The sequence below is a fragment of the Pseudarthrobacter sp. NPDC080039 genome (assembly GCF_040702335.1).
Classification (GTDB): Bacteria; Actinomycetota; Actinomycetes; order Actinomycetales; family Micrococcaceae; genus Arthrobacter; species Arthrobacter enclensis_A.
The window spans coordinates 11,659-24,042 of record NZ_JBFBKY010000003.1 but is presented as its reverse complement, the minus strand read 5'-3'; the positions used below and the strand labels follow the sequence as shown (position 1 = coordinate 24,042).

Sequence of the window (12,384 nt, the reverse complement as noted above, 5' to 3'; positions counted from 1 at the left end):
CTTCGAAGGTCCGGCAGCCGCCGTCGGCCGTGTGGCGGACGTCTCAACGGCCATTCATCCTTCCTGTGGCATATTTGAGGAATGGCAGAATTCAGGCAGTCCACGAAGCTCAACAACGTTCTCTATGACATTCGTGGACCGATCCTCCAGGCTGCCCAGCAGATGGAGGCGGAGGGCCACCGGATCCTCAAGCTGAACATTGGAAACCCTGCGCCGTTTGGTTTCGAAGCCCCGGACGCCATCCTGGTGGACATGATCCGCCACCTGCCGCACGCCCAGGGGTACAGCGATTCCCGCGGTATCTTTTCCGCACGCACTGCCGTTTCTCAGTACTACCAGACCCGCGGCATCCAGAACATCCATGTGGACGACATCTACCTGGGCAACGGCGTCAGCGAGCTCATCACCATGTCACTGATGGCGCTGCTGGATGCCGGCGACGAGGTGCTCATTCCCACCCCCGACTACCCGTTGTGGACGGCATCCGTTGCACTCGCCGGCGGCAAGCCGGTCCACTACCTCTGTGACGAGGACTCCGGCTGGCAGCCCGACCTCGAGGACATGGAAGCCAAGATCACTCCGCGCACCAAGGGGATCGTGGTCATCAACCCGAACAACCCCACGGGCGCCGTCTATCCGGAAGAGACGCTCAAGCGGATTGTGGCCCTTGCGGAAAAGCACGGCCTGGTGATCTTCGCCGACGAGATCTACGAGAAGATCCTCTACGAGGACGCCGTCCACGTGAACCTGGCCGGCCTCACCGGCGACGATGTCCTCTGCCTGACCTTCAGCGGCCTCTCCAAGGCCTACAGGGTGTGCGGCTACCGGGCCGGCTGGATGGCCATCTCCGGGCCAAAGAAGGATGCTGCCGACTACCTCGAAGGCATCAACCTCCTGGCCAACATGCGCCTCTGCGCCAACGTCCCGGCCCAGCACGCCATCCAGACAGCCCTCGGTGGCTACCAGAGCATCACCGACCTCATCCTTCCCGGCGGCCGGCTCCTGGAACAGCGCAACAAGGCGTATGACATGCTGAACGCCATTCCCGGAGTGAGCACCCAGCAGGCGAGGGGTGCCCTCTACCTCTTCCCGCGGCTCGACCCCGAGGTCTACCACATCCGGGACGACGAAAAGTTTGTCCTCGACCTGCTGAAGGAACAGAAGATCCTGCTCTCCCATGGCCGCGCCTTCAACTGGGTGCGGCCGGACCACTTCCGCATGGTGACGCTGCCCAACGTCAAGGACATCGAGGAAGCCATCGGACGCATGGGGGACTTCCTAAGCCGGTACCAGGGGAACTAGCCTGTGCACACGGGCCTGCCGGGCCCGTGTACCCCTGTGGAGAGGAATCCCATGGCCCGCGTCGTCAGTTTCGACCAGCAACCATCTGACACGCTGCGCGTTGGAAAGGGATTTTCCCTGGCCTCGGTGGACCCGGACGCCACCCCGGGCTACAACGGCAACAAGGCCGACGGCGAGGCGTTGCTGGCTGAGATGGACGGGAAGCTCTCGGAACTGCAGGAACAGCTGTTCGCCGAATCACGGGCCGGGGGAAAGAAACGGATCCTCCTGGTCCTGCAGGCCATGGATACGGCCGGCAAGGGCGGAATCGTTAACCACGTCATGGCCACCATGGACCCGCAGGGCGTCCAATTCAAGGCGTTTAAGGCCCCAACCGAGCAGGAGAAGTCCTACGACTTCCTGTGGCGTATCGAGAAGGAGGTCCCCGCAGCCGGAATGGTGGGGATCTTCGACCGCTCCCACTACGAGGACGTCCTCATCCACCGGGTGCACAACTGGGCTACCCCCGAAGAAATCGGCCGACGCTACCGGGCCATCAATGAATTCGAGGCCCGCCAAACCGATGCCGGCACCAGGATCATCAAGGTGATGCTCAACATCAGCAAGGATGAGCAGAGGTCCAGGCTGTTGGCGCGCCTGGACAATCCTGCCAAGCACTGGAAATACAGCAGTGGCGATTTGAAGGAACGGGCATTCTGGGATGACTACATGGCCGCCTACCAGGCCGCGTTGGACGAGACCAGCTCCGCCGTGGCCCCCTGGTACGTGGTGCCGGCCAACAAGAAATGGTTCGCCCGCATCGCCGTGCAGCAACTGGTGATGTCGGCGCTGTCCGATCTTCGACTGGAGTGGCCCAAGGCCGAGTTCGACGTCGACATCGAACGGGAACTCGTCGCCCGTTCGTGACACCGGCCCGGGCCCAGCGAACAGTGGCCGGGTTACAGCGGCTGGTCGCGGGCAGCGGCCAACCGCTTCCGTGCTCCCTCCAGCCACTCCTCGCAGCGCGCCGCCAGCGCCTCGCCGCGCTCCCACAGGGCGAGCGATTCCTCCAGGCTGGCGCCTCCCGCCTCCAACCTGCCCACCACGGCGATGAGCTGTTCCCGGGCCTCCTCATAGCTCAGGGCGGCGACGTCGGCTTCTGGTTTCTGTTCGGTCATGCCTTCTCTTCCAATTCCTCGTGGTGGTCTGGTGCTCCGGGCTGCGGTGACCCGGTGGACGTGGCCCCGAATTGCCCCTCCGCCACTCGGATGGACAGGGCCGCGCCCGCGGGCGCCTCGGCAGGGGCGCGGACAACAGCGTGGCCGGCTTTGGCGATCCGGGCGGCCTGGTCTCCCGAAAGTTCGACGACGGCGTACCCCCGGTCCAGCGTCTTCTGCGGGGACAGCGCACGCACTTGGGCCTTGAGGTGCTCCAGCTGGTCCGCTGCCCGCGCCACGGTCGAACTCACGGCCGCTGAGGAACGCCGCAGCAGCCGCTCGATTTCCTCGGCCCGGACAGAAACCATCCCCTCGGGTGCCGCCATGACGGGCCGGGAGTGCAGCGCCGACAGGCGGTCCGACTCCCGGTCCAACAGCCGTTCCACGCAGCGCCGCAGCTGTTCCCGTGCCTGCCGAACCCCGGCCAGCTCTTCGGAGACTTCGGGGACGATCCTTTTGGCGGCGTCCGTGGGGGTGGAAGCCCGCAGGTCTGCGACATAGTCCAGCAGCGGCCGGTCTGCCTCGTGGCCGATGGCACTCACCACCGGCGTGGCGGCGGCGGCAACCGCACGGATAAGGTCTTCGCTGTTGAACGGCAGCAGGTCTTCAAGGGCACCCCCGCCGCGGGCGATGACGATGACGTCCACCGCGGGGAGGGCGTCCAGCTCGCGCAGCGCGCGGACCACCTGGGCCACCGCGGTGTTTCCCTGCACGGCAACTTCCCGGATCTCAAACTCCACCGCAGGCCACCGCAGGGCTGCATTGCGCAGGATGTCCTTCTTGGCGTCCGAATCACGCCCCGTGATCAGCCCAATCCGGTGCGGCAGAAGGGGCAGCGGCTTCTTCCGGGAGTCGGCGAACAGACCCTCGGCCGCCAGGGCCTGCCGCAGTCGCTCGATCCTGGCCAGCAGGTCGCCCAGGCCCACAGGCCGGATATCCCGGACCAACATGTTGAGCCTGCCCGTCTTCAGCCAGAACTCGGGCTTCAGGAGGGCCACCACCCGTGAACCGCGCTCAAGCGGAAGGTTCTGCCGTTCCAGCACCTTGGTCCAGACGGACGCCGGAAGGGATACCTCGGCGTCCACATCGCGGAGCGTGAGATACGCGTTGCTGCCGCGGCGGTTCAGCTCGATGACCTGGCCTTCCACCCACGCCGACGGAGTGCGGTCGATATGGGCCTTCAGCTTCTGTGAGAGCAGCTGCAGCGGCCACGGATTGTCCGGACTGGTTTCCGCAGCCGTGGCCGGCAGGGTAGTTGGTCCGGTACCCGGAAGGGATGCCTGGTCAGACATGCGGACGCCATGGAGAGGCTGGTGCTGCGGGCATGCGGTCCTTCATCTGTTGTGGGCGGACAATCAACCTTATCCATAAGGTTGTAGCACCGGGGGCTGACAGGAACCGCCCATCCGCCCTGCCTAGGATGGTAGGAGGCCCCCAACCCCGAAGGACCTGCTGTGCGAACTTTTGTCTCTGCCATCGCCACCGTGCTGGGCATCCTCCTGGCCGCTGTAGCCGTTCCGGCCATATGGGTGGACCGGAACGTTGTCCAGGAGGACGGTTTTGTCCGCCTTGCAGCTCCGCTCGGGAAGGACTCGGAGTTCCAGCGGAAGCTTGCTGCGGCGGCGGTTGGAACGATTGACACCGGATCAGTTCCGGGCTTTCTTTCTGGCCTGGTCCAGCCAATGCTTGAAAAGGCGGCAGAGTCCATGACCGGACTGCCGGGCTATCCCGCGGCCTGGGAGGAGACGCTGCGCAGAAGCCACCGCCTCAGTTTCGCTGATCCCGCAAAGGACTCGCAGCCGGGCGCTTCCGCGTCTTCACTGACCCTGGATGTTGCCCCTTTGGTTACCCTCGGCTCCGAGGAGATTTCCCGTGCAACCAGGCTGCCCCTCGACCCACCCAAGCAGACCCTCATCAATATTGGCCGTCCGGCGCAGCGGGAGTGGACGGAGCGGCTGGCGACCTATGCCCCCATGGGCTACGTCCTGGCCATCGGTTCGGTGGTGGCATTCCTGCTGGCGTTCGTAGCGGCGCGCCGCCGCTGGACCGTGCTCCTGGCCGCCGGCTTTGGCGGACTGGCGCTCGCCGGGCTGTGGGGGATCGGACTGCAACTGGGCTCGGCCCGGGCGCAGGCCACGGACACTGGCAACGCAGTGGCCAATATGTTTCGCGACGAATTCCTGGCCGCGGCAGGCGCAGACTTCCAGACGTGGATCACCACTACTGCCGCGGCCGGCGCCGCCCTGGCGGCAGCGGGCATTGTGACCTTGTTCGCATCCCGGAAACGGGCGCGGACCAGCCGGTAACATGGAGGGATGACCACCCCGGCTGTATCCCTTTCGATGCCCACCATTCCGCGCAGGCGCCGCTCACCCGAGGAAGTGGCAGGTGCAGCCCCCGTAAACGGCACCAAGAAGGTACTGCTGGCTGCCCCCCGCGGCTACTGTGCCGGCGTCGACCGGGCCGTGATCGCCGTCGAGAAGGCGCTGGAACACTACGGTCCGCCCGTCTACGTCCGCAAGCAGATTGTCCACAACGTGCACGTGGTCAGCTCCCTGGAGGAAAAGGGCGCCATTTTCGTTGATGAAACAGACGAAGTGCCCGAAGGCGCCTTGGTCATCTTCTCGGCCCACGGCGTCTCGCCCGCAGTGGTTGAATCAGCCGAGAACCGCGGGCTGCGAACCATCGATGCCACCTGTCCGCTGGTGACCAAGGTGCACAAGGAAGCCGTCCGCTTCGCCAAGGACGACTTCGACATCCTCCTGATCGGCCACGACGGACATGAGGAAGTGGAAGGTACCTCCGGTGAAGCACCGGAGCACATCCAGATCATCAACGGTCCGCACGAAGTGGACAAGGTGACAGTCCGCGACCCCGAAAAGGTCATCTGGCTGTCCCAGACCACGCTGAGCGTGGACGAGACCATGGAAACCGTCAGGCTGCTCAAGGAGCGGTTCCCGACCCTGCAGGACCCGCCCAGCGATGACATTTGCTACGCCACCACCAACCGCCAGGTAGCCATCAAGAAGATTGCACCGAAAGCAGACCTGGTGATCGTGGTTGGCTCGGCGAATTCGTCCAACTCGGTCCGGCTGGTGGAGGTGGCGCTCGAGTATGGCGCCAAGGCCTCCTACCGCGTGGATTTCGCCAACGAGGTCGACGAAACCTGGTTCGAAGGCGTTGCCACGGTTGGCGTGACGTCCGGGGCTTCGGTTCCCGAGGTTCTGGTGCAGGACGTGCTCAGGCTGCTGTCCGACTACGGCTACGGCACAGTGGAGGAAGTGGTCACTGCCGAGGAAGACCTGTTGTTCTCGCTGCCGAAGGAGCTCCGCGCAACCCTGAAGCAGGCCGGTGACGTCAGCCGCGCCCTGGGCGGCCGCCGGCCCCGGAGCTAGGGCCAGGCCAGCACATACCAAACCGGAAGGGCCGGGCAGTTTCGAACTGCCCGGCCCTTCCGGTCTGATGTTCGGGCGGCTTTTGGCTAGGCCGCTTCGTCGTCCCCCTGGAGCTCCGGTGCCACGACTGCCCGGGGCGTCACCTCCACAAGCGCGGGCGTGGCCAGACCTGACTCCTCCAGCGTATTAAGCTTCCGCGCTGTGGGCAGGACCCGGGCCTCAAGTGTGCCCACCATGGCGTTGTAGCGGTCCACGGACGTTTTCAGGGAAGATCCCAGCTTGCTGACGTTCTCGCCCAGCGTTCCCATGCGGTCGTACAGTTGCCGTGCGAGTTCGAACAGTTCGCGCGCGTTGTCGGTCAGGACATCCTGGCGCCAAGTGAACGCCACGGACTTCAGCACCGCAAGCAGGGTACTTGGCGAGGCAAGGACCACGTTCCGGGACAAGGCGTAGTCCAGGAGGCCGGCGTCAGCAGTCAGGGCCGCTGCCAGGATGGACTCTGCCGGAATAAAGCAGACCACCAACTCCGGGGAGTTCCCCGGGATGTCCCAGTACTTCTTGGTGCCCAGGGCGTCGACGTGGGCCCGCAGGGCCTTGGCATGCGCGGCCAGGAGGGCTTGACGGTTCCGGCCGTCGGCCGCCGACTCTGATCCGGACGGCTGTCCCGCGCGAGGATCCACCGCGCCCAGTTCCTGCGCTTCGAGGTAGGACGAGAGCGGTACCTTGGCATCCACCACCAGCTGCTTTTCGCCCGGCAACTGCACCACGAGGTCCGGGCGTACTGCCGAGTCATGGCCGGCGCTGTGCACCTGTTCCACGAAGTCCACGTGGCGCAGCATGCCGGCAGCTTCCACTACCCGGCGAAGCTGCACCTCGCCCCACTGGCCCCTGGCGCTGTTGGAACGCAGCGCCGATTCCAGGGCATGCGTGGACCGGATGAGCTGTTCATCGGAAAGCCTGGCCTCCTGCAGTTGCTGGGCCAGTTGGCCGTACTGCTCAACCCGGTCCCGCTCCAGCAGTGCCACCTGCTGCTGGACCGCGGACAGCTTCTCGGCCACTGGAGCAAGGGCGCGCAGCACGCTGCCGTCCTGCGTCCGTGCCTCGCCCAGTTCCCGGTTCTGTGCCGCCAAAAGCCGCCGCTCGGCGTCGGCCGCCGCAAACTGTGCCGTGACCTCTGACAGGCGGGACGATACCTGGTCAAAGTCTGCCTCCAACGCATGGGAGTTCCGTCGCAGGGAGAAATAAGTGGCAGCGGCGCCGGCAAAGGCGCCGAGCAGCAGCATCAAGAGGGCCAGAATCAAGGCAAAAGCATCCATGGCTTCACTGTTGCACGGGCCTCTGACATTCACTGGCAGTGACATTCCCCGGTACGGTCTCCGGCGCCCCGGCGGGTAGAATCAATGCTCGTGGCTCTTACTATTGGCATCGTCGGACTGCCCAACGTCGGCAAATCAACCCTCTTCAACGCGCTCACCCGCAACCAGGTCCTGGCAGCGAACTACCCGTTCGCCACCATCGAACCCAACGTAGGCGTGGTGAACCTGCCGGACCCCAGGCTGCAGAAGCTGGCCGGAATCTTCGGCTCCCAGCGCGTCCTGCCTGCCGCCGTGTCCTTCGTCGACATCGCCGGCATCGTCAAGGGCGCCTCCGAGGGGGAGGGGCTGGGCAACCAGTTCCTGGCCAACATCCGCGAGGCAGAAGCCATCGCCGAGGTTGTGCGGGTTTTCGACGACCCGGACGTGGTGCATGTGGACGGCAAGGTGGACCCGCGCTCGGACATGGAAACGATCAATACCGAGCTGATCCTCGCTGACCTACAGACGATCGAAAAAGCCATCCCGCGCATCGAAAAAGAAGTGAAGATCAAGAAGCGGGAGGCCGCTGAGCTCGCCGCCATCAAGGCCGCGCAGGCGGTACTGGAGCGGGGCGACACCATCTATTCCTCCATCAAGAGCGACAAGCTGGAGATGGAGCACCTCAAGGAACTGGGCCTGCTGACCGCCAAGCCGTTCATTTACGTGTTCAACGCCGACGAGGGGATTCTCGGCAGCCCGGAGAAGCAGGAGGAACTCCGGGCCATGGTGGCACCGGCCGACTGCATCTTCCTTGACGCCAAGCTGGAAGCCGACCTCGTGGAGCTGGACGAGGAAGAAGCCCGCGAAATGCTCGAGATGAACGGCCAGGACGAGTCCGGGCTGGACCAGCTGGCCCGCGTCGGCTTCCATACGCTGGGGCTGCAGACCTACCTGACGGCGGGTCCGAAAGAAGCACGCGCCTGGACCATCCGGCAGGGTGACACCGCACCGCAGGCGGCCGGCGTCATCCATTCGGATTTCCAGCGGGGGTTCATCAAGGCCGAGGTGGTCTCCTTCGACGACCTGGTTGAGGCCGGTTCCATGGCTGAGGCCAAGTCCCGCGGCAAGGTCCGGATCGAAGGCAAGGAATACGTTATGGCCGACGGCGACGTTGTGGAGTTCCGCTTCAACGTCTAATGCCAGAAGGCTGCTTCAGACGATGCAGGGAGGCAGGACGAACCTCCTGCACGCCGGCCGTGAAGCCTCCCGCGACGGGCTGCGGCAATGTTTGAGGCACCCGGCCGGGACCGGCTGGTGGGGACAACACCCCTTCCGTCCGGAGGGGGATCGGATTCGCCTACGCAATACCGGCACCAAGTATCCTGAGTCAATAGGGCCCGACCACGGCGACCCGACTGCCCTCCGCAGAGGGAAAACACAAGGAGGCGGCATGCCGGTCCGGCGTCTGATGCAATTGCTCACCGCGGCGGTGGCGGCTGCCCTGGTTCTCTCCGGTTGCTCGGGCGGAAGCGCACCGTCCGTGGTGGTGGGAGAAGCCAAACGCGGCGGCAGCGTGACGGTGGCTGAGGTCAACGCCTTTTCCTCGTTCAACCCGTGGAGCGCGAAGGGCAACACTGACATCAATTCGAAGATCGGCGCCATCACCCACTCGGGCTTCTTCTACCTTGACGACAGCTCCAAGGTAGTCCGCAATGACAAGTTCGGGCACTTCGAAAAGGTCTCCGACCAGCCGCTCAAGGTGAAGTACACGGTCAACGATGGCGTCAAGTGGTCCGACGGTGCCCCCATCGGTGCTGCCGACCTCCTGTTGAGTTGGGCTGCCGGGTCAGGCTACTTCGACGACGTCAATCCCGCCACCGGCAAGGGCACCAATTACTTCTCTGTCGCCTCTGACACCACTGGCCTGGCCGGTACCCTGTTTCCCGAACTTGGCTCGGACGGCCGTTCCATCACCATCGAGTACGCAGCGCCGTACGCAGACTGGGAGGTGGCCTTCGACGTCGGGCTGCCGGCCCACGTTGTCGCCGCCAAGAGCGGACTCAGTGACGAGCAGGACCTGGTCAAGCTGCTCAAGGACACGCCCCGGGGCAACCCCGACAAACCGGCATCCAACCCCGCGCTCAAAAAGGTCAGTGACTTCTGGAACACCGGGTTCGATACCAAGTCGGTCCCCGACGATCCTGCCCTTTACCTCTCCAGCGGTCCCTACATCGTGCGCGACATCGTCCCGGAAGTCTCCATGAAACTGGTGCGGAACCGCGACTACGTCTGGGGCGCAGAACCATGGCTGGACGAGATCAACGTCAGGTTCACCGGCGCGGTTCCCGCCGCGGTCGATGCCCTGCGCAGTGGCCAAGCGGACATTATCTCTCCGCAGCCCTCGGCTGCCACCGACAGTCTCCTCGCAGGGCTATCCGGCCAGGGCATCACCGTTCAACGGTACAAACAGTCCGGCTACGACCACTTGGACCTCAACTTCTCCGGACCCTTCAGCGACAAGGACGTCCGCGTTGCCTTCCTCAAGACGGTTCCGCGGCAGGCAATCGTGGACGCAGTCGTGGGAACCCAGTCGCCCGACAACAAGCCGCTGGACTCCCACGTGTTTCTGCCCGGACAGCCAAAGTACGACGACACGGTAAAGAACAACGGCTCATCGGACTACGACAAGGTGGACATTGATGGCGCCAAAAGCCTCCTGAAGGGCAAAGCCACCCCCACCATCCGGATCCTCTACAACCGCGACAACCCCAACCGTGCCAAGGCTTTCTCCCTGATCCGCGACTCGGCCGCACTGGCAGGAATCCGTGTCGTCGACGGTGGACAGGGAAGCGCTGACTGGGCTGGCGCGATGAGCCGGGGCGGCTTTGACGCCGCACTGTCAGGATGGATCGGCACAGAGACCGGCGTCAGCAGGGTGCCGCAGATTTTCCGTACTGGCGCGGGGAGCAACTTCACGGGATATTCCGATGGTGATGCGGACAAACTCATGGAACAGCTTGCTGTGACCACGGACCTGGGCAAGCAGGACGAACTCCTGGCTGAAGTCGACAAGCACATCTGGGACGACGCCTACGGCCTCCCGCTCTACCAAACCCTGGGAACAACTGCCTTCAATTCGCGGGTAGCCGGCATCAAAACCAGCCCTGGCCCCCTGGGTGTGTGGTGGAACGTCTGGGAGTGGCGGCTGTCCTAGCGGTCGCCCCGGGGCCGCCACCTTTAGGGCCCTTTGACCCTTGCGGAGCCTCCCGCCCTCCGATTCGCCGTCCGGCTTACTGACGAGTAGCATGTGACGTGCCTAACTACCCACCGCATGCCAGGGCATTTGACTGCGCCGGTCACGGTTTGGCAACGGAGTACCAATATCTGGACTTTGTGCGGTTAGGCTAACTCGTATTGTGTAGGTTTCGTCACAGTTTCGCGCTGTGCCCAACCTGCGGGGAAGCACAAGATTCCCCTACATCTCTCCCACAACTCATAGGAGGCGGAATGCGTTTTACGCGCACTTCCAAAGCACTGGGCATCGTGGCAATCGCTGCGCTTGCCCTGACCGGGTGCGGCGCCGGCGGCGGCGGCAGCACCGACGGATCGAGCAATGCTGCCGGCGATCCGAATAAGGTCATCACCGCCTACAGCAACGAGCCACAAAACCCGCTGCTGCCGGCAAACACCAACGAGGTCTACGGCGGCCGCGTCGTGAACCTGCTTTTCGAAGGTCTTCGCAGCTACGACGCCAACGGCAAGGCAGTGAATGCACTGGCCGATTCCATCGAGTCTTCCGACGCCCAGAACTGGACCATCAAGGTCAAGCAGGGCCAGAAGTTCACCAACGGGGAAGCCATCACGGCCAAGACTTTTGTTGACTCCTGGAATTTCGCCGCGAACTCCAAAAACCTCCAGAACAATGGGTTCTTCTTCGAATCGATCGCCGGTTACGACGACGTATCGGCTGTGAACTCGGTCAAGGGTGCTGACGGCAAGACCACCACCACTCCTGCCCCCAAGGCAGACACCATGTCCGGGCTGAAGGCAACCGATGACTCCACCATCACGGTGAAGCTCGCCCAGCCTGAGGCCGACTGGTCCCTGCGCCTTGGCTACTCCGCCTTCTACCCGCTGCCTTCCGCTGCGCTGGCAGACCCCAAGACCTACGGTGAAAACCCCGTGGGCAATGGTCCCTACAAGTTCGAAAAGCAGGGTTCCTGGGTCCACGACCAGTCCATCACCCTGGTAAAGAACGCTGACTACAAGGGCACTCGCGAGGCCAAGAACGGCGGCGTGACCTTCAAGTTCTACACTGATCCGGGCCCCGCATACACCGACCTGCAGTCGGACAACCTGGACGTCTCGGATGTCCTGCCGTCCAACGCGTTGAAGACCTACGTCAACGACTTCCCGGGCCGGAACGCCACCAAGCCTGTCGCCACCGATTCCACCCTGAACATCCCGGGCTACAACCCGAACTTCCAGGGTGAAGCCGGCAAACTGCGCCGCCAGGCCCTGTCCTACGCCATCAACCGCGAGGAAATCGCAAAGGTGGTCTTCAACGGTACCCGCACCCCGGCCAAGGCCTTTGCCCCGCCGGTCATCGACGGCTTCAAGGAAGGCATCAAGGGCAGCGAAGTGCTGAACTTCGATCCCGCGAAGGCCAAGGACCTTTGGGCCCAGGCCAACAAGATCCAGCCGTACGACGATTCCAAGCCGCTCCAGATTGCTTCCAACACCGACGGTGGCAACAAGGAATGGATCGACGCCGTAGCCAACGGCTTCAAGAACAACCTCGGGATCCAGGCTGAGATCCAGCCCTTCGCCAAGTTTGCCGAAGTCCTGAACCTGCGCAAGTCCCAGCAGCTTCCCGGTCTGACCCGCGCCGGCTGGCAGGGTGACTACCCGTCGCTCTATAACTTCCTTGGACCGGTATGGGCCACCGGAGCTTCCTCCAACTACGAGAAGTACTCGAACCCGGAGTTCGACAAGCTGCTCAAGGAGGGCCTGGCCGCCAAGAGCACCGACGAGGCCAACGCCAAGTTCAACCAGGCACAGGAAATCCTGTTCCAGGACCTGCCCGGGCTGCCGCTTTGGGACCAGGCACGCGCGATCGTGTGGAGCAACAACGTCGTGAAGGCCGAGACCGGCTGGAACGGTGAAATCCTCTACTACGGCATCACCGCAAAGTAG

The 12,384-nt window shown here is 63.9% G+C and carries 10 protein-coding genes; 7 read left to right on the top strand and 3 right to left on the bottom strand.

Annotated features, from left to right (window positions below):
* Positions 1-81: 81 nt before the first annotated feature.
* Both AB0313_RS04020 and AB0313_RS04015 read left to right on the top strand, forming a co-directional pair.
* Positions 82-1,302: a pyridoxal phosphate-dependent aminotransferase gene (locus AB0313_RS04020; RefSeq protein WP_141942460.1), complete on the top strand. Its 1,221-nt coding sequence runs from the start codon at positions 82-84 to the stop codon at positions 1,300-1,302.
* 51 nt (positions 1,303-1,353) lie between these two features.
* A complete protein-coding gene (locus tag AB0313_RS04015) occupies positions 1,354-2,208 on the top strand; it encodes a polyphosphate kinase 2 family protein (protein WP_366303789.1) in 855 nt (284 codons plus the stop codon).
* Between the two features lie 32 nt (positions 2,209-2,240).
* Here the strand turns inward: AB0313_RS04015 and AB0313_RS04010 are convergent, their stop codons facing one another.
* The gene (locus AB0313_RS04010; RefSeq protein ID WP_141942457.1) at positions 2,241-2,459 is read right to left on the bottom strand and encodes an exodeoxyribonuclease VII small subunit; all 219 of its coding nucleotides are present in this window, start codon (positions 2,457-2,459) and stop codon (positions 2,241-2,243) included.
* Positions 2,456-3,790: an exodeoxyribonuclease VII large subunit gene (gene xseA, locus AB0313_RS04005; protein ID WP_366303787.1), complete on the bottom strand. Its 1,335-nt coding sequence runs from the start codon at positions 3,788-3,790 to the stop codon at positions 2,456-2,458. The genes AB0313_RS04010 and xseA overlap by 4 nt, the downstream gene beginning before the upstream one ends.
* 162 nt (positions 3,791-3,952) lie before the next feature.
* Between xseA and AB0313_RS04000 the strand changes: the two genes are divergently transcribed.
* Together AB0313_RS04000 and AB0313_RS03995 are read left to right on the top strand one after the other, a co-directional pair.
* The gene (locus AB0313_RS04000) at positions 3,953-4,804 is read left to right on the top strand and encodes a hypothetical protein (RefSeq protein ID WP_366303785.1); all 852 of its coding nucleotides are present in this window, start codon (positions 3,953-3,955) and stop codon (positions 4,802-4,804) included.
* A gap of 9 nt (positions 4,805-4,813) precedes the next feature.
* Positions 4,814-5,893, top strand: coding sequence for a 4-hydroxy-3-methylbut-2-enyl diphosphate reductase (locus AB0313_RS03995; RefSeq protein WP_141942452.1), 1,080 nt, complete (start codon positions 4,814-4,816; stop codon positions 5,891-5,893).
* Between the two features lie 86 nt (positions 5,894-5,979).
* On the opposite strand, the gene AB0313_RS03990 is transcribed toward AB0313_RS03995, so the two are convergent.
* Entirely contained in the window at positions 5,980-7,209 is a 1,230-nt protein-coding gene (locus tag AB0313_RS03990; protein WP_141942450.1) for a DNA recombination protein RmuC, read from the bottom strand.
* Between the two features lie 90 nt (positions 7,210-7,299).
* Between AB0313_RS03990 and ychF the strand changes: the two genes are divergently transcribed.
* From ychF to AB0313_RS03975, 3 genes are all read left to right on the top strand, one after another.
* Complete coding sequence (ychF, locus tag AB0313_RS03985) at positions 7,300-8,385, top strand: redox-regulated ATPase YchF (RefSeq protein WP_366303782.1); 1,086 nt, start codon at positions 7,300-7,302, stop codon at positions 8,383-8,385.
* A gap of 253 nt (positions 8,386-8,638) precedes the next feature.
* Positions 8,639-10,402 (top strand): ABC transporter family substrate-binding protein, encoded by a 1,764-nt coding sequence (locus AB0313_RS03980; protein ID WP_366303780.1) that lies wholly within the window; start codon positions 8,639-8,641, stop codon positions 10,400-10,402.
* A 293-nt stretch (positions 10,403-10,695) separates the two neighbouring features.
* Positions 10,696-12,384, top strand: coding sequence for an ABC transporter substrate-binding protein (locus AB0313_RS03975; protein WP_141942445.1), 1,689 nt, complete (start codon positions 10,696-10,698; stop codon positions 12,382-12,384).